The organism is Streptomyces sp. LN549, from assembly GCF_043203805.1.
GTDB lineage: Bacteria > Actinomycetota > Actinomycetes > Streptomycetales > Streptomycetaceae > Streptomyces.
Map to the genome: position 1 here is coordinate 4,902,114 of NZ_JAZHRI010000002.1, position 26,804 is coordinate 4,928,917.

General features: G+C 72.0%; 28 protein-coding genes. 17 read left to right on the forward strand and 11 right to left on the reverse strand.

Features of this window, described 5'->3' with window-relative positions; genetic code table 11:
- The first annotated feature begins 80 nt into the window (after nt 1–80).
- The 4 genes from SH922_RS22165 to SH922_RS22180 all read left to right on the forward strand — a co-directional run bounded on the left by SH922_RS22165 (nt 81) and on the right by SH922_RS22180 (nt 4,145).
- Nucleotides 81–533, forward strand: coding sequence for a helix-turn-helix transcriptional regulator (locus tag SH922_RS22165; protein ID WP_330828902.1), 453 nt, complete (start codon nt 81–83; stop codon nt 531–533).
- Nucleotides 534–543: 10 nt separating this feature from the next.
- The gene (locus tag SH922_RS22170) at nt 544–954 is read left to right on the forward strand and encodes a VOC family protein (RefSeq protein WP_393059634.1); all 411 of its coding nucleotides are present in this window, start codon (nt 544–546) and stop codon (nt 952–954) included.
- A gap of 81 nt (nt 955–1,035) precedes the next feature.
- Nucleotides 1,036–3,429: an ATP-binding cassette domain-containing protein gene (locus SH922_RS22175; protein ID WP_393059635.1), complete on the forward strand. Its 2,394-nt coding sequence runs from the start codon at nt 1,036–1,038 to the stop codon at nt 3,427–3,429.
- A gap of 242 nt (nt 3,430–3,671) precedes the next feature.
- Nucleotides 3,672–4,145, forward strand: a complete 474-nt coding sequence (locus SH922_RS22180) for an RICIN domain-containing protein (protein ID WP_393059636.1) — start codon at nt 3,672–3,674, stop codon at nt 4,143–4,145.
- Nucleotides 4,146–4,213: 68 nt separating this feature from the next.
- On the opposite strand, the gene SH922_RS22185 is transcribed toward SH922_RS22180, so the two are convergent.
- Nucleotides 4,214–4,570 (reverse strand): hypothetical protein, encoded by a 357-nt coding sequence (locus tag SH922_RS22185; RefSeq protein ID WP_393059637.1) that lies wholly within the window; start codon nt 4,568–4,570, stop codon nt 4,214–4,216.
- A gap of 290 nt (nt 4,571–4,860) precedes the next feature.
- On the opposite strand from SH922_RS22185, the gene SH922_RS22190 reads away from it, so the two are divergent.
- From SH922_RS22190 to SH922_RS22205, 4 genes are read left to right on the forward strand one after another with little or no spacing between them, the layout of a single operon-like run.
- Entirely contained in the window at nt 4,861–5,106 is a 246-nt protein-coding gene (locus SH922_RS22190) for a hypothetical protein (RefSeq protein WP_393059638.1), read from the forward strand.
- Between the two features lie 51 nt (nt 5,107–5,157).
- Nucleotides 5,158–5,709 carry a YciI family protein gene (locus SH922_RS22195; RefSeq protein ID WP_393059639.1) on the forward strand — a complete coding sequence of 184 codons (552 nt, stop codon included), beginning with the start codon at nt 5,158–5,160 and terminating at the stop codon, nt 5,707–5,709.
- Between the two features lie 56 nt (nt 5,710–5,765).
- Entirely contained in the window at nt 5,766–6,581 is an 816-nt protein-coding gene (locus tag SH922_RS22200) for an inositol monophosphatase family protein (protein ID WP_393059640.1), read from the forward strand.
- A gap of 34 nt (nt 6,582–6,615) precedes the next feature.
- Entirely contained in the window at nt 6,616–7,500 is an 885-nt protein-coding gene (locus tag SH922_RS22205) for an EamA family transporter (RefSeq protein WP_393059641.1), read from the forward strand.
- A 58-nt stretch (nt 7,501–7,558) separates the two neighbouring features.
- Here SH922_RS22205 and SH922_RS22210 read toward each other — a convergent pair whose 3' ends face one another.
- The 4 genes from SH922_RS22210 to SH922_RS22225 all read right to left on the reverse strand — a co-directional run bounded on the left by SH922_RS22210 (nt 7,559) and on the right by SH922_RS22225 (nt 11,747).
- Complete coding sequence (locus SH922_RS22210; RefSeq protein WP_393059642.1) at nt 7,559–8,020, reverse strand: calmodulin-binding protein; 462 nt, start codon at nt 8,018–8,020, stop codon at nt 7,559–7,561.
- A 187-nt stretch (nt 8,021–8,207) separates the two neighbouring features.
- Nucleotides 8,208–9,737: a PTS transporter subunit EIIC gene (locus SH922_RS22215; protein WP_393059643.1), complete on the reverse strand. Its 1,530-nt coding sequence runs from the start codon at nt 9,735–9,737 to the stop codon at nt 8,208–8,210.
- Nucleotides 9,738–9,784: 47 nt separating this feature from the next.
- Complete coding sequence (murQ, locus tag SH922_RS22220; protein WP_393059644.1) at nt 9,785–10,750, reverse strand: N-acetylmuramic acid 6-phosphate etherase; 966 nt, start codon at nt 10,748–10,750, stop codon at nt 9,785–9,787.
- A gap of 79 nt (nt 10,751–10,829) precedes the next feature.
- Nucleotides 10,830–11,747, reverse strand: a complete 918-nt coding sequence (locus SH922_RS22225) for a MurR/RpiR family transcriptional regulator (protein WP_393059645.1) — start codon at nt 11,745–11,747, stop codon at nt 10,830–10,832.
- A 119-nt stretch (nt 11,748–11,866) separates the two neighbouring features.
- On the opposite strand from SH922_RS22225, the gene SH922_RS22230 reads away from it, so the two are divergent.
- Nucleotides 11,867–12,235, forward strand: a complete 369-nt coding sequence (locus SH922_RS22230; RefSeq protein ID WP_393059646.1) for a hypothetical protein — start codon at nt 11,867–11,869, stop codon at nt 12,233–12,235.
- Entirely contained in the window at nt 12,232–12,504 is a 273-nt protein-coding gene (locus SH922_RS22235; RefSeq protein WP_393059647.1) for a DUF4031 domain-containing protein, read from the forward strand. The genes SH922_RS22230 and SH922_RS22235 overlap by 4 nt, the downstream gene beginning before the upstream one ends.
- Nucleotides 12,505–12,510: 6 nt before the next feature.
- Here the strand turns inward: SH922_RS22235 and SH922_RS22240 are convergent, their stop codons facing one another.
- The 5 genes from SH922_RS22240 to SH922_RS22260 form a co-directional block, all read right to left on the reverse strand.
- A complete protein-coding gene (locus SH922_RS22240; RefSeq protein ID WP_393063651.1) occupies nt 12,511–13,743 on the reverse strand; it encodes a Cmx/CmrA family chloramphenicol efflux MFS transporter in 1,233 nt (410 codons plus the stop codon).
- Between the two features lie 92 nt (nt 13,744–13,835).
- Nucleotides 13,836–14,483, reverse strand: coding sequence for a hypothetical protein (locus SH922_RS22245; protein ID WP_393059648.1), 648 nt, complete (start codon nt 14,481–14,483; stop codon nt 13,836–13,838).
- Nucleotides 14,484–14,520: 37 nt separating this feature from the next.
- The gene (locus SH922_RS22250; RefSeq protein ID WP_393059649.1) at nt 14,521–15,414 is read right to left on the reverse strand and encodes a transporter substrate-binding domain-containing protein; all 894 of its coding nucleotides are present in this window, start codon (nt 15,412–15,414) and stop codon (nt 14,521–14,523) included.
- A gap of 29 nt (nt 15,415–15,443) precedes the next feature.
- Nucleotides 15,444–16,223 (reverse strand): hypothetical protein, encoded by a 780-nt coding sequence (locus SH922_RS22255; RefSeq protein WP_393059650.1) that lies wholly within the window; start codon nt 16,221–16,223, stop codon nt 15,444–15,446.
- Complete coding sequence (locus tag SH922_RS22260) at nt 16,220–16,657, reverse strand: hypothetical protein (RefSeq protein ID WP_393059651.1); 438 nt, start codon at nt 16,655–16,657, stop codon at nt 16,220–16,222. The genes SH922_RS22255 and SH922_RS22260 overlap by 4 nt, the downstream gene beginning before the upstream one ends.
- Before the next feature lie 117 nt (nt 16,658–16,774).
- On the opposite strand from SH922_RS22260, the gene SH922_RS22265 reads away from it, so the two are divergent.
- The 5 genes from SH922_RS22265 to SH922_RS22285 all read left to right on the forward strand — a co-directional run bounded on the left by SH922_RS22265 (nt 16,775) and on the right by SH922_RS22285 (nt 20,582).
- Entirely contained in the window at nt 16,775–17,431 is a 657-nt protein-coding gene (locus SH922_RS22265) for a maleylpyruvate isomerase family mycothiol-dependent enzyme (RefSeq protein WP_393059652.1), read from the forward strand.
- A 124-nt stretch (nt 17,432–17,555) separates the two neighbouring features.
- The gene (locus SH922_RS22270; protein ID WP_393063652.1) at nt 17,556–18,305 is read left to right on the forward strand and encodes a LamB/YcsF family protein; all 750 of its coding nucleotides are present in this window, start codon (nt 17,556–17,558) and stop codon (nt 18,303–18,305) included.
- Nucleotides 18,302–18,958, forward strand: a complete 657-nt coding sequence (locus SH922_RS22275; RefSeq protein WP_393059653.1) for an allophanate hydrolase subunit 1 — start codon at nt 18,302–18,304, stop codon at nt 18,956–18,958. The genes SH922_RS22270 and SH922_RS22275 overlap by 4 nt, the downstream gene beginning before the upstream one ends.
- Entirely contained in the window at nt 18,955–19,821 is an 867-nt protein-coding gene (locus SH922_RS22280; protein WP_393059654.1) for a biotin-dependent carboxyltransferase family protein, read from the forward strand. The genes SH922_RS22275 and SH922_RS22280 overlap by 4 nt, the downstream gene beginning before the upstream one ends.
- 107 nt (nt 19,822–19,928) lie before the next feature.
- Nucleotides 19,929–20,582 carry a GNAT family N-acetyltransferase gene (locus tag SH922_RS22285; RefSeq protein ID WP_393059655.1) on the forward strand — a complete coding sequence of 218 codons (654 nt, stop codon included), beginning with the start codon at nt 19,929–19,931 and terminating at the stop codon, nt 20,580–20,582.
- A gap of 30 nt (nt 20,583–20,612) precedes the next feature.
- Here the strand turns inward: SH922_RS22285 and SH922_RS22290 are convergent, their stop codons facing one another.
- Nucleotides 20,613–22,907: a heavy metal translocating P-type ATPase gene (locus tag SH922_RS22290; RefSeq protein ID WP_393059656.1), complete on the reverse strand. Its 2,295-nt coding sequence runs from the start codon at nt 22,905–22,907 to the stop codon at nt 20,613–20,615.
- 248 nt (nt 22,908–23,155) lie between these two features.
- Between SH922_RS22290 and SH922_RS22295 the strand changes: the two genes are divergently transcribed.
- On the forward strand, nt 23,156–23,845 hold the full coding sequence (locus tag SH922_RS22295; RefSeq protein ID WP_393059657.1) for a copper homeostasis protein CutC: 690 nt from the start codon (nt 23,156–23,158) through the stop codon (nt 23,843–23,845).
- A gap of 326 nt (nt 23,846–24,171) precedes the next feature.
- On the forward strand, nt 24,172–26,763 hold the full coding sequence (locus tag SH922_RS22300) for a glycoside hydrolase family 9 protein (protein WP_393059658.1): 2,592 nt from the start codon (nt 24,172–24,174) through the stop codon (nt 26,761–26,763).
- Nucleotides 26,764–26,804 lie beyond the last annotated feature (41 nt).

The window sequence follows — 26,804 nt, forward strand, 5'->3', positions numbered from 1 at the left end:
ACAACGAAGCCTGACCGGGGCGCGGGATGTCTTGCGGTAACGCGAGGCATTCCGCGCCCCGTCGTGGCACGCTTTCACAGGTGACCAGCAGAACCGACCCCGCGCAACACCTGAGCGATCTCGCGCGGCTCCGCCGCGTCCGGGACCGCATAGACAGGGAGTACGCGCAACCGCTGGACGTCGAGGCGCTCGCCCGCGGGGTGCACATGTCGGCCGGGCATCTCAGCCGGGAGTTCCGGCGCGCCTACGGCGAGCCCCCGTACGGCTATCTCATGACGCGGCGCATCGAGCGGGCGATGGCCCTGCTGCGCCGCGGCGATCTCAGTGTCACCGAGATCTGCTTCGAGGTCGGCTGCTCGTCGCTCGGCACCTTCAGCACCCGCTTCACCGAACTGGTCGGAGTGTCGCCCAGCGTCTACCGGCGTCAGGCGGAGCAGGCCGCGCAGGCTTCGGCGGGGGTGCCGTCGTGTCTGGAGAAGCAGGTGACGCGACCGGTCAGGAATCGAGAAGCGCCGGTCAGGAAGCCGGATTAGCGTGAAGGACATGGACATCAAAATTCACTCCAGTTTCCTTCCGCACAACGACCCCGACGCCTCGCTGGCCTTCTACCGCGACGTGCTCGGCTTCGAGGTACGGGGCGACGTCGGCCAGGGCGCGATGCGCTGGATCACGGTCGGCCCCGCAGACCAGCCCGGCACGTCCCTCGTCCTGGAGCCTCCGTACGCCGATCCGTCCGTCACCGACGAGGAGCGGGCCACCGTCGTCGCGATGATGGCCAAGGGCACCTTCGCCCGCGTCCTCCTGGACACGGCCGACCTCGACGCCACCTTCGAGAAGGTGCAGGCCGGCACCGCCGAGATCGTCCAGGAGCCGACCACGCAGCCCTACGGCGTACGCGACTTCGCCGTCCGCGACCCCGCCGGCAACCTGATCCGCATCCAGGAACGGCGCTGAGCCGTCCCCCGGCCACACAGCTGTGACCCGCACGAGGCCGACGGGACCGCGAGAGCGGTCCCGCCAACAGATGGAGACACGATGACCAGGGCCAAGAGGGCGGACACGGCGTCGGCCGCTCCGCACGCGGGCGACAGCCACGATCTGATCCGTGTGCACGGCGCGCGCGTGAACAACCTCAAGGACGTCAGCGTCGAGATCCCCAAGCGCCGGCTGACGGTGTTCACCGGTGTCTCCGGCTCGGGCAAGAGCTCACTCGTGTTCGGCACGATCGCCGCGGAGTCGCAGCGGCTGATCAACGAGACGTACAGCGCCTTCGTGCAGGGCTTCATGCCCACGATGGCGCGGCCCGAGGTCGACGTGCTCGAAGGGCTGACCACCGCGATCAGCGTCGACCAGCAGCGGATGGGTGCCGACCCCCGGTCCACGGTCGGCACCGCCACCGACGCCAACGCGATGCTGCGCATCCTGTTCAGCCGGCTCGGCAAGCCGCACATCGGCCCGCCCAGCGCGTACTCCTTCAACACCGCGTCGGTCCGGGCGAGCGGCGCCATCACCGTCGAGCGCGGCAACAGGACCAAGGCGGAGAAGGCGACCTTCCACCGCACCGGCGGCATGTGTACGCGCTGCGAGGGCCGGGGATCGGTCTCGGACATCGACCTCACCCAGCTCTACGACGACACCAAATCGCTCTCCGAGGGCGCGTTCACCATCCCCGGCTGGAAGTCGGACAGTCAGTGGACGGTGCAGGTCTACGCCCAGTCCGGCTTCGTCGACCCGGACAAGCCGATCCGCAAGTACACCAAGAAGGAACTGCAGGACTTCCTCTACGGGGAGCCGGTCAAGGTCAAGGTCAACGGCGTCAACCTCACCTACGAGGGGCTGATCCCCAAGATCCAGAAGTCGTTCCTGTCCAAGGACAAGGAGGCGATGCAGCCGCACATCCGGGCGTTCGTGGAGCGGGCGGTCACCTTCACCACCTGCCCCGAGTGCGACGGTACGCGGCTCAGCGAGGGCGCCCGTTCCTCGAAGATCAAGCGGATCAGCATCGCCGACGCGTGCGCGATGGAGATCAGGGACCTCGCCGAATGGGTGCGCGGCATCAAGGAGCCGTCGGTGGCGCCGCTGCTCGACGCACTGCAGCAGACCCTCGACTCGTTCGTGGAGATCGGCCTCGGCTACCTCTCGCTCGACCGGCCCGCGGGCACGCTTTCGGGCGGCGAGGCGCAGCGCGTCAAGATGATCCGCCACCTCGGCTCCTCGCTCACCGATGTCACCTACGTCTTCGACGAGCCCACGATCGGTCTGCACCCGCACGACATCCAGCGGATGAACAAGCTGCTGCTGCGGCTGCGCGACAAGGGCAACACGGTGCTCGTCGTCGAGCACAAGCCGGAGACGATCGTGATCGCCGACCATGTCGTCGACCTCGGCCCGGGCGCCGGCACGGGCGGCGGCACCATCTGCTTCGAGGGCACCGTCGAGGGGCTGCGGGCCGGCGACACGATCACCGGGCGTCACTTCGACGACCGGGCCACCGTGAAGGACACGGTGCGCAAGCCCACCGGCGCGATGGAGATCCGTGGCGCGACGGCGAACAACCTGCGGAAGGTCGACGTCGACGTACCGCTCGGGGTTCTCGTCGTCGTCACCGGCGTCGCCGGTTCCGGCAAGAGCTCGCTCGTGCACGGCTCGATTCCGGCGGGGGAGGGCGTGGTGTCGATCGACCAGAGCCCGATCCGCGGTTCGCGGCGCAGCAACCCGGCGACGTACACCGGACTGCTGGAGCCGATCCGCAAGGCGTTCGCCAAGGAGAACGGCGTGAAGCCGGCGCTGTTCAGCGCCAACTCCGAGGGCGCCTGCCCCACCTGCAACGGCGCCGGCGTCATCTACATGGACCTGGCGATGATGGCCGGGGTCGCCACGCCCTGCGAGGACTGCGAGGGCAAGCGGTTCCAGCCCGCGGTGCTGGAGTACAAGCTCGGCGGCCGTGACATCAGCGAGGTGCTCGCGATGTCGGTGGCCGAGGCGGAGGAGTTCTTCGGCGCGGGCGAGGCGCACCTGCCGGCCGCGCACCGCATCCTGGACCGGCTCGCCGACGTCGGCCTCGGCTACCTCAGCCTCGGCCAGCCGCTCACCACGCTGTCCGGCGGCGAGCGCCAACGCCTCAAGCTGGCGACCCACATGGGCGACAAGGGCGGGGTCTACGTCCTCGACGAGCCGACCACCGGACTCCACCTCGCCGATGTCGAGCAGCTGCTCGGCCTGCTCGACCGGCTCGTCGACTCCGGCAAGTCCGTCATCGTCGTCGAGCACCACCAGGCCGTGATGGCGCACGCCGACTGGATCATCGACCTCGGCCCGGGGGCCGGCCACGACGGCGGAAAGGTCGTCTTCGAGGGCACACCGGCGGACCTCGTCGACGCCCGCTCCACCCTCACGGGCGAGCACCTGGCGGCGTACGTAGGCGGCTGACGCGACCGGTGGTGGTGAGCGGAGGGGTCCGGGGCTCAGGCTCCGGACCCCTCCGCCCGTGGGCGCGGGGCGTGCGGGGCGTGCGGGGCCGGCCGCAGTACGCCTGTGTGCTGCGAGTGCCGTGAGTGCGCCCCGGCTGTTGGCGTGGTGTCGGCGGGGCGGGACTCCGATTGTTTGTGATCTTGGGGAGGTGGGCCCTCCGGCCCGAACTCCCCTCCCTCACCACCTGTACGAGGAGTCCCGTGCGTATCCGCCCGATTCTTGCCCTCGCCGCGTCCGCCGCGGCGGTCATGGCGCTCGCCACCCCGTCCCAGGCCGCCGACGACGGCTCCTACTTCATCCAGGACGCGCGCACCGGTGCGTGTCTGCTGTCCAACGAGGGTCTCGTGGGCGGTCAGCTCGGGGCCTGCGGCAACGACGCCGTCTGGCAGGTCCGCAACCTGCCGAACGGATCGGTGCAACTGGCCAGCGGCCGGGACGAGTCCCGCTGCCTGGGCCTGTCGCCGTTGAAGATCTTCCCGCCGCCGGTGTTCGTGAGCTCGTGCGGCTCCTCGCCGGACCAGTGGACGATCGCCGGCCCGGACGAGGACGGCGCACCGGTCGCCCTCCGGCTCACCGAGGTTCCGTTCACGGGCACGCTCACTCCGCGCGAGGGTGACCGGGCGACGCTCGCAGGTCAGGGTGCGCCCGAGTGGACGTTCACCCGGGTCGGCTAGCGGCTTCTGTTCGGATCAGGCCGGGTCCGGGGCGCAGGCCCCCGGGCCCGGCCTGGTCCGGGTGCCCGTCAGAAGGAAATGACCGTGGCGCCTTCCAGGGTGAAGCGCAGGAACTCGTCCCGCGCCACCCGCAGGCGCAGCCCGCGCCCGGCGAGCCCGGCCTCGGTCCCGTCGGCCCGGGCCGCGTTGACGCAGGCGCCCACGGTCACGCCGTCGGCTATCAGCTCGTCGACCTGCCGGTTGAAGTCCGCGCTCGCCCCGGAAGGAGCCGCGTCGCCGAGGAGGCGCTGGGCCGGGCCGAAGCACAGGACCTCGACGGTGGTGTCGTGCTCGGCGGCGACCTCCTGGATGCGCTGAGCCACGCGGGTCCCTGTGGTGATCGAGGCGTCGTCGTCGTGGAACACGTGGATCACGGTCTTCGGCATGTGCCGCACCTTCCTCTCGGTGGCCCGGCCAGGCCCGGCCCGGCGTATGGGGGACCGTATCAACTGTCTTGAGGAGTGGGACGATTCGTCTCGTACTTCGATACGGAAGGGGCAGGGCGACCCCGCTGCGGCCCCGGGCGCGGCCTGTGCCTCTTCCTGGCCGTCGGGAGAACGGGCACGCTCGGTACGAATAGATGCGCTTGGTACGCATTTCGATTACTCGGCGTGGAATGAATGGATCATGGAGATGAAGGAGCGGGACAGGGCGCAGTGCGGGAAGGCGGCCGGACATGGCAGGTGAGGGCGGCTGTGGTCCGGAGGGCTCCGTGCCGGAGCGGGGGGCGTTCGTCGTCGATGTGCGGGACGGGCGGGTGGGCCGGGTCATGGGACGGGTCGGCCCGTATGTGCAACTGCGGCCACCCGGAGGCGGCGCGGAGTGGGACTGTCCGCCTGACGCCGTCCGGCCGGCTCCGCCGGGGCTCGCTCTGCGGGCGCGGGTCACGGAGATCAACCGGCAGGGGCAGCTGCCGCGGTGATATCAGTGAAACCCGCTCGACCTGGCCACGTACGGAAGGGATTCTTCGAGCATGGAGTTTCTCTGCTATCACCGCGACCGGCCAGGTTCCATGGCGCTGCGTGACGAACTGCTGGAAGAGCACTGGTCCTACATGGACGGGTACGCAAAGGAGATGATCGCCCGGGGGCCGACCCTCGTCGGCGACACCCCCACCGGCAGCATGCACATCGTCGACGTGCCCGATCCGGTCGCCGCCCGCGCGTTCGCCTTCGACGAACCCGGTTACCAGGCCGGTGTCTACCGGGACGTGCTGCTCCGGCGCTGGCGCAACGCGCTGGGCCGCACCATGTGGGACTTCCCCGGCGGCCCGACCGGCGGCAACCGCTATCTGGTGCTCGGCATCGGCACCGGGGACGGGCAGGCCGTCGACCTCGAGGTGCCGCCGGGCAGGGACGAACTGATCGCGTACGGGCCGCTGCTGTCCGACGACGGCGCCACCTGGCTCGGCACGGCGGCGTTGGTCCGGGCTCCGGACCCGGACGCGGCACGCGGCATCCTGACCCAGGGCCGCTACGCCGACATCGAGGTGCACAACTGGCAGTTCGGCGGCCGCTCGTCCTGACCCGGGGAGGGCCGGCCCCGGGCACCGCCCGGGAGAGCCGCCGATAGCCTGCGGGCATGGTGAGCATGAGGACGGAAACCGATGCGCAACTGGCCGTCAGGGCAGCACAAGCGGGCGCGGCGGTGGTCCGCGACATGTACGGGACCTCGCTGCGTCGCGTGGACAAGTCCGGCGGTGACTTCGCGACGGCCGCGGACCTCGCGGCGGAGAAGGCCGTCCTCGACGTGCTGCGGACCGCCCGCCCCGATGACGCCGTGACCGGTGAGGAGAGCGGACACACCGGCGCGGACGGTGCGGAGCGCAGATGGCTGGTCGATCCGCTGTGCGGCACGCTGAACTACGCCGTGCAGAACATGCTGGTCGCGGTGAACGTCGCCCTGCGAGTGGGGTCCGGCATCACGGCTGCCGCATCCGCCGACCCGTTCAGCGGCGAGGTGTTCTGGACCGACGGTGCACACGCCCGCGTCCGTAAGGACGGCCTGGACGAGGAGTTGTCGCCCTCGCCCGGCTCCCGGCTGGTCGACATCAACCTCGACCCACCGTTCCCCAACGCGCCGGACTTCAGGGCAGTACACCTCCTCGCCGCCCCGGAGTTCACCGAGCGGTTCCGGCCGCGCGTCGTCTCCACCACGCTGGCCGTGGCCTGGGTCGCCGCCGGCCGCAGGGCCGCGTACGTCACTGACGGGGACCTGCGCGACAGCGTGCACTTCGCCGCCGGGATCGCGCTCTGCGAGGCAGCCGGCTGCGTGGTGACGGGCATCCACGGCCAGCCGCTGCACACCGGAGCGGGCGGTCTGATCGCGGCGGCGGACCGGGAGACGCACGAGGCGTTGGTGGGGATGGTCAGGGACCGGGCTCCGGCCGGCCGCTGATCTCCTCCCCCTTCCCCGCAAGGAAAGGCCACCGATGCCGGGTGTGCTCGTACTGCTGCTCGCCGGGACCTGGCTGCTCTCTGGCGCCCTGGTCACCGGCACGGAACCGCTGACCGTGGCGGTGGGCCGTACCGCCGTGTGCTGCCTGGTCCTGACCGCCGTCGCCGTGTCGTCCGCGAGCGGCAGGGCCGATCTGCGGCGGGCCGCCGCGCGGCCGGGGACCGTGTGGCTGCTGGGCCTCCTCGGCTTCGCCGGGTACGCGGCCGGCACGCTCCTCGCCATCCCGCGCATCGGGACCTCGCTCACCAACCTCGTCGTCGCGCTGATGCCGTGCGCCTCGGTGGCGGTCGGTGCGCTGTTCTTCGGCGAACGGTCCGGGCCGCGCAAGGCGGCGGGCGCGCTCCTGGCCTGCGCGGCGGCCGCCGGATACGCGGCGCTGGGGGCCGACGCGGGGGATCTGGACGCGGTGGGGCTGCTGCTGGTGGCGGCCGCGACGGTGGCCTTCGCGGTGTACGGATTCCTCTACCGGGACCGGCTGTCCGGGCTGCCGCCGCTCGCAGTGCTGCCGGTGCTCCTCGCCGCCGCCACCTGTCTGCTGCTGCCCATGTCCCTGCCCGCACTCATCGCACACCCGCCCACCCTCGCCGCGACGGGCGGCATCGTGCTGCTGGGCGCTGCCGTCTACGCACCCGCCTACCTCGTACAGCACCGGCTCATCCTGCTCCGCGGCCCGGTCTTCACGGCCGCCGTGCAACTGGCCGTCCCCTTCACCGTCCGCCTCGGCGACTGGGCCCTGGGCAGCGCCTCCGCTCCGTCGGCAGCGGAACTGCTGCTGCTTGCGGTGTGCTGCGGGGGGATCGGGCTAGTCACCGTCCGGGTGGGGAGCCGGTCCGTCGAGCCTGCCCCCTCCGGCCGGTGAACGCGGAAAGGGCGGCACCCCTCGGCAGGGGAGCCGCCCTTACGCCACGCGATCCGCCTTACGGGGCGGGAACTTCGCGGACGAGCGTCGAGGTCCAGGGGCAGAAGACGTTTCCGGGCAGGAAGGCGCCGCCGGCCTCGTCGAGGTGGTCCTCGACGTACGGCACCGTCGCGTCGCAGACCTCGATGGTGTAGTTGAAGAACTGGACCGTCTGCGGGTCATAGTGGAAGCTCCACTGCGGGTTGTAGCCGGCCGAGCGCTTCACGATGCGGCCGATGACGTGCGGCTCGTCGTCCGTGGCGCCGCTCACCAGGTCCCGCGCATGGTTGATCTCGCGCTCATTGACCAGTTTCACGATGAACGTGCTCCGCGTGATGTCCGTCATCTCGAAGTACGCGGGCGCGACGGCGGCATTGCGCGCCCCCTCGCGGGTCTGGGTGGCCTGGGCGGGCTGGGCCACGGTGAACGCGAGCATCGCCACGGCCGCGAGGCTCGCGGCCTTGGTGAAGAGGTGTCGCATGAAAGTCTCCAGGGGTGTCGGACGGGCATGATGATCATGACCGCTCGTCACGAACCGTAAGGCATTGATTACGTTGAGTGGTGACGCGACTCCGGGGCGGAAGGGTGTCCGCCCGCCCCTGCCGGGCAGCGGGAAGGGCGACACCCGTTTCGGTGCCGCCCTTCCCGTTATGTTGATGTGCGGTCCGTCAGACCCCCGCAGGTTCCTTCGCGGGAGTCTCCGGGCCGGCGCCGACCGTGGCCGGGCCGGTGGCCGCGACCGTGGAGGCGGCCGGTTCCTGGGAGACGTTGAACTCCGCCAGCAGGTCCTTGCTGAAGCCGAAGAAGTACGTGGCGACGAAGCCCGCCAGGTAACCGACCAGCAGGCCGCCCGCGTAGATCGCGATCGTCGAGCCCAGGCCGTGGTTGCCGTCCAGCAGCGGGAACAGGGCCCAGCCCGACGGGCCGATCGCGGTGGAGCCCACCGCGTCGCCGAGCTGGTTGAAGAAGCCGACGAACGCGCCGCCGAACGCACCGCCCACGCACGCCGTGATGAACGGGCGGCCCAGCGGCAGCGAGACACCGTAGATCAGCGGTTCGCCGACGCCCAGGAAGCCTGCGGGCAGGGCGGACTTGATCGTCCGGCGGATCGACTCGTTGCGCGGGAGGCGGAAGAAGACCGCGATGGCCGCACCGACCTGGCCGGCACCGGCCATGGCGAGGATCGGGAGCAGGACCGTGTAGCCCTGCTGCTCGATCAGCGTGGTGTGGATCGGGATCAGCGCCTGGTGCAGGCCCAGCATGACCAGCGGGAGGAAGAAGCCGCCGAGGACGAGACCCGCGCCCGCGCCGCCGTTGGACAGCAGCCAGTCGGCGAACGTACCGATCGCGGTGGAGACCTCACCCGCCACGTACATCAGGCCGAAGATCGTCACCAGACCGGAGATCAGGACCGTCAGCGTCGGGGTGACCAGGACGTCCAGCGCCTCCGGGACCCAGCGACGGCACCACTTCTCCACGTACACCGCGAGCACCGCGGCGCCCAGGGCGCCGAGGACGCCGCCCTGGCCGGGGGAGAGCTTCTGGCCGAACGCCTCGATGTTCGCGACGCCCGGGAAGACGATGATGGCCGCGACCGCACCGCCGAGGATCGGTGTGCCGCCGAACTCCTTCGCCGTGTTGTAGCCGACGAAGACCGCGATCAGCGCCATGAAGCCGGACGCCATCGCCGCCAGGGCCGGGGTGACCGACGTCAGCCAGCCGAGGTTGACCAGCAGGCCGTTGAGGCCCGCGATGATGCCGCAGCCGATCAGGGCCGGGATCAGGGGCACGAAGATGTTGGCGATGCGGCGCAGGAACAGCTTGAACGGCGTGGCGTTCTTCGCCTTCCGGGCCGCCCTCATCTCGGCACCCTGCGCGGCCAGTTCCTCCGCCGAGAGCGGGGCGGAGGGCGCGGCCGGGGCGGGGGCCGAGGCCTTGCCCTCCTCGACGAGCTTCTCGAACTCAGGGGTGACGCGGGCGACCGTACCGGGACCGAGAACGATCTGGTACGTGTCGTCCTCGACCACACCCATGACGGCGGGCACGGCCTTCAGTGCCTCGTCCTGGACGAGTGAACGGTCATGCAGGCCCAGCCGGAGCCGGGTCATGCAGTGGGCGATGGAGCTGACGTTCGCGGCGCCACCGACGAGCGGAAGGATCGCGGCGGCAGTGGCGCGGTTCTTGTCTTCTGTAGCCATGGTGCGTGGTGCCTTGCTGTGCGGGGGAGCGGAGGTGGAGCGGGAGGTCAGGTGGTGCGGGGGGCGGCGGCGAGCGCGGCGCGGAGGTGACCGTCCGACGCGGACAGCAGCGTGGCGGCGGTGGGGCCGTCGACCTGGCCGAGGATGGTGAGGATGGCGTTCTTCACCTCGCCGTCGGTGGCGGCCAGCGCGGCCTCGATCTCGGGGTCGGAGGCGCCGGTGGCCAGTGAGACGATCCGCCGGGAACGGGCGCGCAGCTTCTCGTTGGAGGCGCGGACGTCGACCATGAGGTTTCCGTACGTCTTGCCGAGCCGGATCATCGTGATCGTCGAGAGCATGTTGAGGACGAGCTTCTGGGCCGTGCCCGCCTTGAGCCGGGTGGAGCCGGTGAGCAGCTCGGGGCCGACGACGACTTCCAGGGGGTGCTCGGCGGCGGCGCCCAGCGCGGAGTCCGCGTTGCAGGACAGGCCGATGGTCAGGGCGCCCTTGGCGCGGGCGTGCTCGACGGCCCCGATCGCGTACGGCGTGCGGCCGGAGGCGGAGATGCCGACCACGGTGTCGTCGGCGGTGAGGCCCAGCGCGTCGAGGTCGGCGGCGGCCAGCTCCTTGCTGTCCTCGGCGCCCTCGACGGCGGTGACCATGGCGGACGGGCCGCCCGCGATCAGACCGATCACGTCGGCCGGGTCGGTGTTGAAGGTGGGCGGGCACTCGCTGGCGTCCAGCACGCCGAGCCGGCCCGCGGTGCCCGCGCCCGCGTAGATCAGCCGGCCGCCGCGGGCCATGCGGGCCGCGGTGGCGTCGATCGCGGCGGAGATCTCGGGCAGCCGCTCGGCGACGGCGGCCGGGACGGTCCGGTCCTCGCCGTTCATGATCCGGGCGATCTCGGAGGTGGCCAGCTGATCGATCTCGGCGAGCTCGGGACGGAAGGCCTCGGTGGTGAGGGTGGCGAGCTGGGCGCGCAGTTCGCCGTAACCGTCGGGGGTGGTGGCGTCGGCGTCGGTGAGGGAGGTCATGGAGAGCGGCTCTGCTTTCTTGAACTCGTACGGTTCTGCGGGTGCGGGTGCGGGTGCGGGTGCGGGTGCGTGCCGCTGGTCAGCGGGTGCGGGGGTTGTGGCGGTGGGCCAGCGCCTCGTAGGAGGCGGCGAGGGCCGGGGCCGCCGTCTCGTACGTACGCTGTGCGACTCCTATGAACAGGCAGTCGACGACCAGGAGCTGGCTCGTACGGCTCGACATGGCGGCCGGGCGCAGCTCGCTCTCGCGGGCCGTGGACGTGGTCAGTACGTGGTCGGCGTACTGCGTGACCGGGCCGTCGGGGCGGCCCGTGATCGCGACCGTCGTCGCGCCGCGGTCGAAGGCGACGCGCAGCGGCTCGATGACGTCGCCCGTCGATCCGGAGTGGGTGATCGCGATGGCCAGGTCGCCGGAGCGCAGCTGCACGGCGTTGGTCACCGCGAGGTGCGGGTCCATGTTGGCGTGGGCGATCAGACCGATACGGGCCAGCTTCTGCGCCAGGTCCTGACCGACGAGCGAGGAGGCGCCCACGCCGTAGATGTCGATCCGGCGGGCGGTGGCCGCCGCGGACACGACGGCACCGAGCTGAACGGTGTCGAGCCCGGCGGCGGTGTCGGCGAGGGTCTGCTGCTCGTCGTAGGCCAGCTTGGCGACCACGTCGGCGATCGGGTCGTCGACCGCTATGTCCGCAGTGACGGCGGGCGCCCGGCCGGACTGCTGGTGAGCGGCGAGACCGGCCAGCGCGAGGCGCAGGTCGCGGTAGCCGGGATAGCCGAGGAGGCGGGCGGTGCGGACCACGGTCGCCTCGCTGGTGCCGGTGAGCTCGGCGAGACCGGTGACCGTCAGGGCAGCGCAGCCGGCCGGGTCGCCGGCGACGGCCTCGGCGACCCGCTGCATGGAGCGGGTCATGGACGGCGCGAGCGTCCGCACCTTGGCCGCGAGGGCTGCCGGGGCGGGCGGCGAATCAGCGCTGAAACTTTCCTTCAGGTCATTGGTCACCTTTGAAAGATATTTTCAACCCCCGTGTCCGTCAACCCCCCTTTGGTCCCGACCTCTGGCAGGACGAGGGCACGACAGCGGCGCGACGGACGTGCGGCGCGCAGGTGGACAATGGCTGCATGGAGCTGAACCCCCTGGAGCAGGCACTGCACACCGCCCGCGCACTGGTCATGGCCGATCTCGCCGCCGGAGACGTCGCCGAGGCGCAGATCGTCTCGCTGGTCGAGGACGCGGTGACGCACCGGCGCTGGTGGGTCGAGCAGTGGCCGGAGGGCGTGGAGTTCGTCGTCGGTCTCGTCGCCCAGGACGTCCAGGACGCGTTGCTGGAGCAGTACGGCCGCTGGCCGCTGTGCCCGGTCTGCGACGCGGGCGACCCGCACGCCCTCGACGTCGAGCCGGAGCTCGGCCCGGACCCGCACTGGGTCTGCACGAAGGCGACGGTCGCCGTGGCCCCGGTCGGTGCGCTCAGCGGGATACTGCGGCCGTGACCGTCTACATCGATCCGCCGGACTGGCCGGGGCACGGGCGGTTCTGGTCGCACCTGGTCAGCGATGTGTCCTTCGACGAACTGCACGCCTTCGCGGCGTCCATCGGCTGCCCGCCCCGCGCCTTCGAGCGCGACCACTACGACGTACCCGAAGCGCGTTACGAGGACGCGGTACGGGCCGGAGCCCGGCAGATCGGCTCCAAGGAACTGGTCCGCCGGATCACCGACGCGGGCCTGCGCCGCCCCAAGGGCCGGCCCGCGCCGGGCTGAGTCCGCTCAGCCGGCGGACGAGGGCGCGCACACCACCGCCGCGTCCTGCGCCGCCGTGGCCGGGGCACCCGCCACCAGCCGGGACGACGAAGCGCGGCTGCGCTGCAACCGCAGCGAGAAGACCACCGTCACCAGCGCCAGCACGGTCATCGCCGCCCCCGCCCACGCGGTGGCCTCGAAACCGAAGTCCAGGTCGATCACCGTGCCGCCCAGCCAGGGGCCGCCGGTGTTGCCCAGGTTGAACGCGGCGGTGGTCGTCGCGCCCGCCAGGGTCGGGGCGGCGCCCGCGACGTTGAACATCCGGGCGTTCAGCGCCGGAGCCGTGTAGAACGCCGACAGGCCCAGCAGGAACGAGAGCACGATCACGGCGGCCTGGTTCGACGCGAACAGCGCCAGCGCGGCCAGGAACACCGTCGACGCCGCGATACCGCTCAGCAGCACCCCGAAGAGGTGCGCGTCCGCGACCCGGCCGCCGATCGTCGTACCGACCAGCGCACCGATCCCGAACAGGGCGAGCACGGTCGGCACCCAGCCCGAGTCCAGACCGGCGACGTCCGTCAGCAGCGGCGCCAGATAGCTGAACGCGCAGAACACCCCGCCCGCCGCGAGCGCGGTCAGCACGATGGAGAGCCACACCTGCCGGTCGCGGTAGATCCCCAGCTCCCGCTTGAGCTGCGGCTTCTCGTCCGGCAGCGGGATACGGGGGATCATCGTCGCCACCCCGGCCAGCGCCACGGCGGAGGCCGCCCCGACCGCCCAGAACGCCGACCGCCAGCCCAGGTTCTCGCCGAGGAAGGCACCCAGCGGCACCCCCAGCACGTTCGCGATGGACAGCCCGCCGATCATCACGGCCATCGCGCGGGCCCGGGAGTTCACCGGCACCATCGCGATGGCGACGGCAGCGCCGACCGCCCAGAACCCGGCGCACGCGAACGCGCTGACCACCCGGGACGCGAAGAGCACCTCGTACGTCGGCGCGAGCGCCCCCGCGACCTGGCCCAGGCCGAAGACGGAGATCAGCGCGATGAGCGTGGTGCGCCGCGGCAGCCGGAGCGTGGCCACGGCGAGGAGCGGGGCGCCGACCACCATGCCGATCGCGAACGCGGATATGAGGAGCCCGGCGCGCGGGATCGACACGTTCATGTCATCGGCGATGGGTGGCAGCAGCCCGGAGAGCATGAACTCGCTCGTGCCGAGGGCGAAGACCGAGAGGCCGAGGATGTACACGGCCAGGGGCATACGGGAGCGGCGAGTGGCAGAGTCGGGCATGACAGGTGCCAACAGCGAAATGACCCGTGGCATTCCCCGCCCGCCCCGGCGCGAGTGCGCGCTCAGTGCGTGAGCAGCTCCAGCTCCGTGCTCAGGTTGTGCCGGGCCCGCGCTTCCCACTCGGCCGCCCCGTGCGGGGTACGGAACAGCCGCGGCAGCTCCAGAAGCTGCCGCAGCACCGCCGCCCGGCCCTCCCGGAACGCCTCCGCGGGGACGAAGCCGTACTCCTCGCGCACCCGGGCCGCGTACTGCGCGTACTCCTTGGGCGGTGCCGCGAGGATCGCGAGGTCCGCGTCGCACAGGGCCTCGCCGTTGCCGTCGCCGTCGGCCGGGTCGTGCGAGACGGTGAGCCGGACCAGTCGGGCGACCTCGGCGGTGGTCGCGGCGGGCACCCCCGCCTCGGGCAGGGCGCGCTCGGCGAGGACGGCGCTGCGCTCCTCGTTCTCGGAGCGGTCGGGCCGGTAGACCGCGTCGTGGAACCAGGCGGCCAGCCGGACCGCGTCCGCGTCGGCGGCATGACCGGCGAGCGTGTCGACGTGGTCGAGGACCGCCGTCAGGTGGGCGGTGGTGTGGTAGCGCCGCTGGGGCTCGGCCCACCGCGCCAGGAGGTTGTCGGCGTACGGCAGCGGGTCGGGCCCCTCGTCGCCGCCCCGGGCGGCGACGAGGGCTTCCTGCCAGCGGATGCGGAGACTCTGGGCGCTGTCGGTCATGGGGCGACTGTAAGGGGGCCGGGAGGACCGGTGCCGGTCAGTCGTCAGTACTGGCGCCCGGTTCGTCCACGCAGGACAGGGCCGAGATCTCGGCCTCGGTGGGTTTGGCCTCGTCCCGAACGGCCTTGGGAACGGCGGGGAGGCTGTTCTGGAAATCGCGCTCCCACGAGGTCGCCTGGCGCACGTACTCCGTGAGCTTGTCGCGGAGCCGGACACAGTCCTTGCGGTGCCCCTTGGCCATGGCGATGCCGTAGTCGTTGGGCTCCCCGAACTTGATGCCGGGCACGACCTTGAGCGAGGGGTTGACCTGCATGAACCCGTAGAGGATCAGCTGGTCCGTGGAGACCGCGTCGACCTCCTTCTCCCTGAGCGCGTTCACGCAGTAGTTGGCGTCGTCCTCCGTACGCTTGACGATCTTGTCGTACGCCGCCTTGCTGAGCTCGTTGGCGGAGGTCGTGCCCTCCCAGACACAGACCACCTTGCCGTCGAGATCGCCCAGGTTTCGGATGCTCCGGTCGTTCGCACGGACGAGGAAGCCCTGGTGGGTGGAGGCGTACGGGCCGACGAAGTCGAGGTCGTCGCCGCCCTTGCTCTTGGGCGCCATCCGGGTCGGGGTGATCGAGAACGTCGCGGCCACCAGTTGGACGTCCCCGTCGTGCAGCAGACGGGCCCTGTTCTTGGACAGCACACCGCTGAACCGCGGGGTGTCGTAGCCGAGCATGTTCATGAGCGTTCCGACGACGGCGATGTCGAAGCCGTTGTACTCGCCGTCGTGCGGGGAGAAGCTCGTGCCCGGCTGGTCGCTCTTGGCTCCCACCTCCGTGTCGTTCCCCAGGATCGACGGGGGGTCGGAACTGCATCCGGTCGCGGTCACGTACAGGAGGGCCGCTGCGGTGAGGGCCGCCCAGCGGCGCTGAGCTGGTCCTGCCATCTCATACCTCGCTCCGTGTGAGTTGTCCGTCAGTCGTTGTGCAGGACGCCCTGCCGGTGCACCAGCCGAAGGGCGCAGCCCTCGGCGGTCCGCACCCGCAGCTCGAAGGTCACATCGGCCCGGTCCGCGAGATCACCGAGGCCGAAGTCGGTGGTGGACCGGGCGGGCAGTTCGGCCCTGCGCGGGGTGACGCTGTCGGTGACCGCGGTGAGCACGACCCTCGTCTTGTGGGAGCAGGCCGGTGCGTCCGGGTCGTCCTCTCCGATCTCCAGGGTGAGACGCAGCCGGGCTCGTCGGTCGGCACGGTCCGGCTGGGCCATCGTCAGGGTGAGCACGCTGTCCGGGGCGCCGGTCAGCGGCTGGGCCCCGCGCACATGGAACGTCGCCGCCACCTCACCGCTCCGCACGACGTTCTGGAACGCCCACCAGCTGATCAGGGCACAGACGAGTGAGGCGACGAGGAGCAGGTCGGGAAGCCGGAGCCCCGAGCCGTCCTTGGTGCCCCGCCCCTGCGGTCCGGGCGCCGCGCCGCGGTCGGGCCGGCGCAGGCTGATGTGGACGACGGAGGCGAGGAAGGCGAGCAGCAGGAAGGCGAAGAAGGCGACGTACTGGCTGCGAGAGCCGCCGGGCCAGTTCCAGATGGCGTAGCCGGCAAGGGCGACGGCGAGGAGCAGGAACAGCCAGCCCGTGACGAAGGAGGCGCGCTGGGTGAAGATCTGAAGAAGGGTGTCGGCCCTTCCCACCACCGTGTTGTTGGCACCGAACGACTGGTTGGAGACGTCTCCCCGGCCGCCTGGGTCCTGACTCACGGCCGGTCGTCTCTCAGATGCTGGTTGAAGTTTCCGACGCTCCCGATCACGGTGTTGTGATTGCCCCGGGAGGTGACCGAGACGGACGGGGCGGGCGCGGGCTCCGGGGCACGCAGCAGGTCCACGAGATCGTGATGGCCGGGTGGGCCGTTCAGCCACGTGGCCAGCGCCGCCGCGAGCCGCGCCCGATCGGTGTCGGTCAACTGGTTCAGCAGACGGTCCAGTTCGGCGGCGTCCGGTGCGGTGGGACCGGCCTCGTCGTCCGGGTCCTGTCCGCCCCCGCCGACGAGGCCGCGGAAGGCGCCCTCGCCCGCGTCCACGCTCCGGTCGGCGATGCGTTGCACGGTGCTGTCCATCAGTCCGTCGACCATGCGGCCGGCGAAGAAGGAGAAGTGAGGGGCAAGTTGGCCGGCAAGGTCGAACAACGGGGACACGATGGCTCCATGATTCGTCAGAGATCTGCCAACACTCTTGATTCCGAGGGTAGTTGAATGACTGCGAATAGTGCAGGGCTTCGAACGGCGACGGGTGAACGATGATTAGCTGGGTGCATGGCTGACGAACGTGATCCCGAGCTGCCAGGTCTCCTCCTGCGCACCGAGCGGGATGCCCTTCTCCCGCTGCTGCGGTCCGCCGCGGACGGCGACTTCGAACTGCGTACCGCGTGTCCGGGCTGGACGGTGCGGGACGTGCTCGCGCACTGCGGGTCCGTGCTGAGCCGGGTGGTGGAGAGCCGGTTCGGGCCGGATGTGTTCAGCCCCGAGTGCAACGACCGGGACATCGCCGAACGGGCCGGCTGGACGGACACGCAGGTGGTGGACGAACTGGAGCGGGGGATGACCGACGCCGGTCCGGTGATCGCCGCGGCGGGCGGGGTGCTGGACGCGGTGGCGCTGGGGGAGTGGGTGCACGCCGGGGACGTACGCGCGGCATGGGGGCTGGCCGGAGCGTACGAGGGCCCGGGGTTGCCGCACGCGCTCGGCCTCCTCGTCCCGCGTTCCCTGCGCCGGAAGGTGCCGCTGCTCGTCGCGGAGCTCACGGACAGCGGGCAGAACGTGGTCATCGGTGCGGAGCGGGACGGCCGGGCCCCCGGGCGGTACCGGGGCGACGGCGCGACGCTGATCAGGCTGTGCGCGGGTCGCCCGCTGGTGGGGACGCGGTACGAGCTGGAGGGTGTCCGGGAGCGCGAGCTCTCCCTCTTCGACTGAGAGGCCGTCCGAGACGCGAGGGCCTGCCGGCCGGGACGGGCGCTACGGTGCGCCCGTGACGAATATGACGAACCTGCCCGGCAGGACGGACGGGTTGGACCCGCTGGGTGAGCCGGTCGCGGTGATGGACCTCAACGCGGACCTGGGCGAGGGCTTCGGACGCTGGACGCTCACCGACGACGAGGCGCTCCTCGCGTGTGTGACCAGCGCCAACGTGGCGTGCGGCTTCCACGCGGGGGACGCCTCGGTGATGCGGCGGGTCTGTGACTCGGCGGCCGCCCGGGGCGTACGGATCGGCGCGCAGGTCTCGTACCGCGACCTGGCGGGCTTCGGGCGCCGCGCCATGGATGTGCCGGCTGCCGAACTGGCCGCCGAAGTCGCGTACCAGATCGGTGCGTTGCGGGTGTTCGCGGAGGCTGCCGGGTCCCGCGTCTCGTACGTCAAACCGCATGGCGCCCTCTACAACCGCACCGTCCGGGACGACGAGCAGGCCGCCGCCGTGATCGAGGGCGTCCGGCTGGCGGGCGGGGACCCGGCCGTCCTCGGACTGCCCGGCTCCCGGCTCCTCGTACGGGCCGCAGAGGGTGGTCTGACCGCCGTCGAGGAGGCCTTCGCCGACCGTGCGTACACCCCGCAGGGCACGCTCGTGCCGCGCGGGGAGCCGGGCGCGGTGGTGCACGACGCGGACGAGGTCGTTCGCCGCAGCGTGGGCTTCGCGGTGGACCGGTGTGTGACCGGGGCCGACGGCGGCCGGATACCCGTCGTCGCCCGCTCCCTGTGCGTCCACGGCGACACCCCGGGGGCCGCCGCGCTCGCCCGGCGGGTCCGGGCCGCGCTGGAAGAGGCGGGCGTCACGGTACGGGCGTTCGCATGAGTACGGCGGGACGGACCGGCCCGCCGCTCGTCGTGCTGCCCGCCGGGCCACGGGCGCTGCTGGTCGAGCTCGACGGCCGGGAGGACACGGAGGCGTTCCACGCGGAGGTGCTGCGGCGCCGCGCGGCGGGCGGACTGCCGTACGTGCGCGACATCGTGCCCGGCGAGCGGACGGTGCTGCTCGACGGCATCGCGCGGGGCACGGCCGCGCTCGCCCGGGAGCTGCGGACCTGGCACATACCGCCGCCGCTCCGCGACACGACCGCGGCGGTGGAGCTCCCCGTCGTCTACGACGGGCCGGATCTGGCCGACGTGGCCGAGGCATGGGGAGTGGCCGTCGCCGACGTGCCCCGCATGCACTCCGGAACCGAATTCCGGGTCGCCTTCTGCGGGTTCGCCCCCGGCTTCGGCTATCTGACCGGCCTGCCGGACCACCTTCACCTGCCGCGCCGGGCGACGCCGCGCACCCGGGTCCCGGCGGGCGCGGTCGCGCTGGCCGGCCCGTACACCGGGGTGTACCCGCGCCCGTCCCCCGGCGGCTGGCAGCTCATCGGCCGGATGCCGGACCCCGGCCCGCTGTGGGACCCGCACCGCGAACCGGCCGCCCTGCTGGGGCCGGGCGCGCGGGTGCGGTTCGTGGAGGCGGCGCGGTGACGGGGTCCGTCGAGGTCGTGCGCGCCGGGGCCCTGACCACGGTGCAGGACGAGGGCCGCGCCGGACTCGCGCACCTGGGGGTCGGACGGGCGGGCGCCCTGGACGCGCCCGCTGCCGCGCTCGCCAACCGGCTGGCCGGCAACCCGGTCACCGCCGCGGTCCTGGAGACGACCGCCACCGGCTGTGCCGTCCGCCCGGACCGCGCCGTGCGTGTGGTCGTCGGCGGTGCGCCGTGCCGGGTGGCGGTGGGCGGGCGGCCGGTGGCGTGGGGGGCCGCGGTGCACGTGCCGGCGGGTGCGGTGCTGGACGTGGGGCCCGCCGTGCACGGGCTGCGCAGCTACCTGGCGTTCGCGGGCGGCGTGGCGGCGGAGCTGGTGCTCGGCAGCAGATCCGCCGACCTGCTCTCCGGGCTGGGCCCGGCGCCCCTGCGCGACGGGGACGTGCTGCCGCTGGGGCCGCCCCCGCCGGCCGGCGCACCGCCCGTCGACGCGGTGCCGTGGCCGGGCGCGCCCGCCGTGCTCGTGCTCCCGGTGCACCTCGGCCCCCGCCACACGTGGTTCACGCCCGCCGCTCTCCGTACGCTCACCACCGAGGCGTACCGCGTCTCCGCGCAGAGCAACCGCATCGGCCTGCGCACCGAGGGCCCGGCGCTGGAGCGTTCCCGTACGGGTGAACTGCCCAGCGAGGGCATGGTGCTCGGCGCCGTCCAGGTGCCGCCGGACGGCCGCCCGGTGGTGTTCCTCAACGACCATCCGACGACGGGCGGTTACCCGGTGGTGGGCGTGGTCCCCGAACCGGCGCTGGCGGCGGCGGCACAGGCGGGCACGGGGACGGTGGTGCGGTTCGTGCGCGCCGGGAGGTGAGCGCGGGCGCGGTGATATTCGCAGGACACGGCCTGGTGTCTCTGGAACGCTCGGCACGCGGGTCCGCGCCCGCGTACGAAGCGTCCGAGCGACTGGATGGGTGAGCGATGGCTTTCGCGTTGGAAGGGCCGGTTCTGGAGGGCGTGCGCGTGCGCCTGGAGCCGCTGGAGCACCGTCATGCCGAGGGTCTGCTCAGGGCGGCCGAGGAGGACCGGAGCTCGTACCGGTTCACGTGGGTGCCCGGCCCCGACGAGGTCGACGGGTACATCGACGCCCAGCTCGCCCGCGCCGCCGCCGGAAAGCTGTCCCCTTACGTCCAGGTGGACCGGGCGTCCGGGCGGGTGGTCGGGGCCACGGCGTACTGGGAGCCCCGGTACTGGCTGGACGAGAACACGCTGAGCGCGATCGAGGTCGGCTTCACCTGGCTCGCCGCCTCCGCCCAGGGTTCGGGGATCAACGCCGAGGCCAAGTACCTGCTGTTCCGGCATGCGTTCGAGGTGTGGGGGGTGGCACGCGTCGACCTGAAGACGGATGCCCGCAACAGCCGTTCCCGGGCCGCGATCGAAGCGGCGGGAGCGAGCTTCGAGGGCGTGCTGCGGAACTGGTCCCGGTCGTGGGCCCCGGGCGAGGACGGGCTCCTGCGGGACTCCGCGGTCTTCTCGATCACGGCGGACGAGTGGCCGGACCGCCGGGCGCGGCTCGAGGAGCGCATCGCACGCGGCAGCGGACGGCCGGAGGCCCGGCTCCCCGTCGGAAGCTGAGTCCGGCCGCCCGCGGGGAGGGCGGGGGCGCTACGCCTTCGCCCGGAACCCGCGCAGCCGCAGCGAGTTGCCGACCACGAACACCGACGAGAACGCCATCGCCGCGCCCGCGATCATCGGGTTCAGCAGACCCGTCGCGGCCAGCGGCAGCGCCGCCACGTTGTAGGCGAAGGCCCAGAACAGGTTCGTACGGATGGTGCCGAGCGTCCTGCGCGACAGCCGGATCGCGTCCGCGGCGGCCCGCAGGTCCCCGCGCACCAGGGTCAGGTCGCCGGCCTCGATCGCGGCGTCCGTGCCCGTGCCCATCGCGAGGCCCAGGTCGGCCTGGGCGAGGGCGGCCGCGTCGTTCACGCCGTCACCGACCATCGCGACCGAACGGCCCTCCGCCTGAAGGCGCTTGACGACGTCGACCTTGTCCTGCGGCATGACCTCCGCGTACACCTCGTCGATGCCGACCTCGGCCGCGACCGCCTCCGCCACCGCCCGGTTGTCGCCGGTCAGCAGGATCGGCTTCAGACCGAGTGCGCGCAGCCGCAGAATCGCCTCCGCGCTGGTGTCCTTCACCGCGTCGGCCACCTCCAGGACCGCTCGCGCCTCACCGTCCCAGGCGACCGTGACCGCGGTCCGGCCCGCGGCCTCCGCTTCGGCCTTGCGGCGGGCCAGTTCCACGGGCAGGTGGATCTCCCACTCGGTCAGCAGCTGCTCGCGGCCGACGAGGACAGCGTGGCCCTCGACGACGCCCTGGACGCCGAGGCCGGGGATGTTGGCGAAGTCCTCGGGGGTGGGGAGGGGTGCTTGGGTGCGGTCGGTGGCTCCGGTGGCGACGGCCTGGGCGATGGGGTGTTCGGAGGCGTGTTCGAGGGCGCCGGCGAGGCGCAGGACGTCGGTCTCGGTGACTCCGTCGGCGGTGTGGACGGCCTGGAGGGTCATCCTGCCGGTGGTGACGGTGCCGGTCTTGTCGAGGACGATGGTGTCCACCCGACGCGTGGTCTCCAGCACTTCGGGGCCCTTGATCAGGATGCCGAGCTGGGCCCCGCGTCCGGTGCCGACCATGAGGGCGGTCGGGGTGGCGAGGCCCAGGGCGCACGGGCAGGCGATGATCAGTACGGCGACGGCAGCCGTGAACGCGGCCGTCAGCCCTTCCCCGCTGCCCAGCCAGAAGCCGAGCGTGCCGAGCGCGAGCGCGATCACGACCGGGACGAACACCGCGGAGATCCGGTCGGCCAGCCGCTGCGCCGCCGCCTTGCCGTTCTGCGCGTCCTCGACCAGCTTCGCCATCCGGGCCAGCTGGGTGTCGGCGCCGATCCGGGTCGCCTCGACGACGAGCCGGCCGCCGGCGTTCAGCGTCGCGCCGGTCACCGCGTCGCCGACCGTGACCTCGACGGGGACGGACTCACCGGTGAGCATCGACGCGTCCACCGCCGAACTGCCCTCCACCACGGTGCCGTCCGTGGCGATCTTCTCGCCCGGGCGGACCAGGAACCGGTCCCCGACCCGGAGATCCTCCGTGCCCACGGTGACCTCGCGGCCGTCGCGCAGGACGGTGACCTCCTTCGCGCCCAGTTCGAGCAGCGCCTTCAGCGCGGCGCCCGCCTTCCGCTTGGAGCGGGCCTCGAAGTAGCGCCCGGCCAGGATGAACGCGGTGACTCCGGCGGCTGCTTCGAGGTAGATGTTCCCGGAGCCGTCGCTGCGGCCGATCGTCAGCTCGAAGGGGTGCGTCATGCCGGTCATCCCGGCGGTGCCGAAGAACAGTGCCCACAGCGACCACAGGAACGCGGCCGAGGTGCCGACCGAGATCAGCGTGTCCATGGTGGCCGCGCCGTGCCGGGCGTTGGTCCACGCGGCGCGGTGGAAGGGCCAGGCTGCGTAGGTGACGACCGGGGCGGTGAGGGTGAGGGAGAGCCACTGCCAGTTGTCGAACTGGAGCGCCGGGATCATCGCCATCGCGATGACCGGCACCGCGAGCAGGACAGCGGTGACCAGCCGTTGCCGCAGCGGGCGGAGCTCGTCCGTCGCCTCGGCGGGCGCGTCGCCGGTCCGTACCGGGGGAGCGGGCTCCTGCGCTGTGTAGCCGGTCTTCTCGACCGTGGCGATCAGGTCCTGCACGGAGACGTCCTCGCCCCGGTAGCTGACCTTGGCCTTCTCGGTGGCGTAGTTGACGGTGGCCTCGACCCCGTCCATCCGGTTGAGCTTCTTCTCGATCCGGGCCGCGCACGAGGCACAGGTCATGCCGCCGATCGCGAGCTCGACCTCTGCGGCGACGCCGGTACCGGCGGTGCCGCTGGGGACAGCGGTGCCGGTGGTGGCTGCGGTCTGCGCGGACACGGGGCCTCCTCATTCGATGGCTCCATACCCCTGGGGGGTATGTATTACTGACTCAGGTATACCCCCTGCCCCTATGTGGGCGCAAGGGCGATTCCTCGTGGAAGTGCGGACCGCGCGCCTCCGGTCGCCTGTCGCGCGTCCGGCCTCGCGTATGTTCACGTTCGCGGTGAGGCTGCGCTCTCGGCCTACCGCCCCGTAGGCTGGCATTGGACTAGACCTATAGATGCTTCCTGGAGGATTGGGTTCCCATGAGCAACCGTGCAGTCCTGGAGGTGATCGCTCTCGACGCGGAGGACGCGGTCGCTGCCCAGGCGGGTGGTGCGGACCGGCTTGAGCTGGTCACCGACATGGCGGCGGACGGCCTCACCCCGTCCTGCGCGACGTTCGCGGCGATCCGCGCCGCGGTGGACATTCCGCTGCGGGTGATGCTCAGGGTGGCGGACGGCTTCGCGGCCGGCGACGTCGGCGTACTCGTACGCAAGGCGCGTGAACTGCGGGCGGAGGGTGCGGACGAGTTCGTGCTCGGCTTCCTGGACGAGGACGGCCACCCCGACCTCGTCGCGGTCGAGCGGATCGTCGCCGAGCTGGACGGCTGCAGGTGGACGTTCCACCGCGCGATCGACCGCGCCGCCGACCGGGACGCCCTGCGCAAGGCCCTCGCCGACCTGCCGGGCCTGGACACGTACCTCACCGCGGGTTCGGCCGCCGGGGTGGACGACGGCATCCCCACGCTGCTGGTCGAGGCGGCCCGCAAGGGTGAGCCGGGGTACGAGCCGCAGATCCTCGTCGGCGGCGGCCTGCGGCTGGAGCACCTGCCGGAGCTGCTGGGCGCGGGCATCGACGCCGTCCACATCGGCGGAGCCGCCCGGCCGGGCGGCTGGTCGGGTCCGGTGGACGCGGCGGCGGTCAGGGAGTGGCGGACGATTCTCGACGCGTAGGGGCCTCGGCGGTCGTGTGCGGGCGCAACGGGCGGGGGCGGGATGCCGGGACACGGCATCCCGCCCCCGCCCGTTGCGCGAGGGCGGTCCGCCAGCTCGTGCTGTCGCGACCCTGGCGCAACAAACGTCACCGGCTTCACAATGGCGGTACGGCGGTGTGGGAACGCTCCCACGGTGCCTCCCCGGCTGTGTTCACTGCTTGTGGGAGCGTTCCCACCGCTCATTCGTCACGTGTCGGACCGTCGACCTCTACCGAAAGGCCCCCGGTGAACGCCTCTCCGCCCCCGTCCCCCACCGGTCGCACCCGCGCCCGGCGCGGGCGCCGTGTGCTCGGGACATTAGCCCTCACCGCACTGTTCGGCGGTGCCCTCGCCGCACCCGGCGCCGCCGCCGAGGACCCCGACCCGGCCCCGGAGCAGATCACCAACGGTGACTTCGCCGCCGGCACCGCGCCCTGGTGGTGGACCGCCAACACCGCCGCCGCCGTCACGGACGGCCGGCTCTGCACCGACGTACCGGCCGGAACGGCCAACCCGTGGGACGTGATCGTCGGCCAGAACGACATCCCGCTCGTCGCGGGGGAGACGTACAGCCTCACCTACACGGCCACCTCCACCACCCCGCTGTCCATCCACACCAATGTGCAGATGGCCACCGACCCGTGGACCACGGACCTCTCCGCGACCGACTCGATCGGCACGGATGCGGCCCCCGTCACCCATGTCTTCACCGCCACCGCGGACCGCGACGCCGCCCAGCTCGCCTTCCAGATAGGCGGCAGCGACGAGGCGGCCACCTTCTGTCTCGACGACGTGTCCCTGCGCGGCGGCGCGGAGCCGCCCGTGTACGTGCCCGACACCGGATCGACCGTCCGCGTCAACCAGGTGGGCTACCTCCCGCAGGGCCCCAAGAGCGGCACCCTGGTCACCGAGGCGACCGAGCCGCTGCCCTGGACCCTCAGGGCCGCCGACGGATCGGCCGCCGCCACCGGCACCACCGTCCCGGGCGGAGTGGACCCGACCTCGCGCCAGAACGTCCACACGTTCGACTTCAGCGACGTCACGACCGCCGGTGACGGCTACACCGTCGAGGCGGACGGGCAGGTCAGCGAACCGTTCTCGATCCGGTCCGACCTGTACGACACCCTGCGCAGCGACTCGCTCGCGTACTTCTACCAGAACCGCAGCGGCATCGAGATCGACGCCGGCCTCGTCGGCGAGCAGTACGCACGCCCGGCCGGACACCTCGGCGTCGCCCCCAACAAGGGCGACACGGACGTACCCTGCCAGCCGGGAGTCTGCGACTACCGGCTCGATGTGCGGGGCGGCTGGTACGACGCCGGCGACCAGGGCAAGTACGTGGTCAACGGCGGCATCGCGGTCGCCGAACTGATGGACACCTACGAGCGGACCCTGACGGCCGACGGAGCGGAGTCCGCCGAACTCGGCGACGGCGCGCTGCAGGTGCCCGAGCACGGAAACAACGTGCCGGACATCCTCGACGAGGCGCGCTGGGAGCTCGACTTCATGATGCGCATGCAGGTCCCGGCCGGGCAGCCGCTCGCCGGAATGGTCCACCACAAGATGCACGACGCCCAGTGGACCGGCCTGCCGATGATGCCCCATCTCGACCCCCAGCAGCGCGAGCTGCACCCGCCGTCCACCGCCGCGACACTCAACCTGGCCGCCGCGGCCGCCCAGTGCGCCCGGCTCTTCGCCCCGTACGACGCGGAGTTCGCCGACCGTTGCCGTACGGCCGCCGAGACGGCGTGGACCGCGGCGAAGGCCCACCCGGACGTGCTCGCCGACCCCAACGACGGGACCGGCGGCGGGACGTACAGCGACAACGACGTATCCGACGAGTTCTACTGGGCCGCCGCCGAACTCTTCACCACCACCGGCGCCGCCCCCTACCGCCAGGCGCTCCTCGACTCGCCCCTGCACGGCGACACCGACGCGGCCTTCCCGGCCGACGGCGGCATGTGGTGGGGCGGGACCGCCGGACTCGGCGTGCTGACCCTGGCCACCGTGCCCAACGACCTGACCGCCGACCAGCTGGCACAGGTCCGCTCCGTGGTGACCACGGCCGCCGACCGCTACGCCGCCCAGACGGAGGACCAGCTGTACGGCGTCCCGTACGCCCCGGTCGGTCAGAACTACGTCTGGGGCTCCAACAGCCAGGTGCTCAACAACATGATCGTGCTGGCCACCGCGGCCGACCTCACCGGGAAAGCGGGATACCGCGACGCCGTACTGCGCGGCGCCGACTACCTCTTCGGGCGCAACCCGCTGAACCAGTCGTACGTCACCGGGTACGGCGAGCGCAGCTCCGAGAACCAGCACCACCGGGTCTGGGCGCACCAGAGCGACCCCGCCCTGCCCCACCCGCCCGCCGGCTCCCTCGCGGGCGGGCCGAACCTCACCGCCCCCACCTCCGGGGACCCGGAGGCCGCGGCCAAGCTCAACGGCTGTGCGGCGGCGATGTGTTACCTCGACGACAACGGTTCGTACGCCACCAACGAGGTCGCCGTCAACTGGAACGCGCCGCTGGCCTTCGTCGCGTCCTACCTGGACGACGCCGGTGACGGGGAAGGCCCGGCCCGCTCCTGCCGCGTCACGTACTCCTCGCACCCGTGGAGCACCGGCTCCACGACCACGGTCACGGTGAAGAACACCGGAACCCAGGCGCTCACCCCCTGGTCCCTGACCTGGCTGCTGCCGGGTGACCAGAAGCTCAGCCACACCTGGAGCGCCGAACTCGCCCAGTACGGGCGGACGGTCACCGCCGCACCGCTGTCCTGGAACCGCACCCTCGCACCGGGCGCGGCGGTCGACTTCGGGTTCAACAGCAGCGTCTCGGGCGCGGCCGTCGACCCCGGCACGGTCAAGCTGAACGGGAGGGCCTGCACGACGGGCTGACCGGACACCGGACACAGGGGTGGGGCGGCGTCACACCGCCC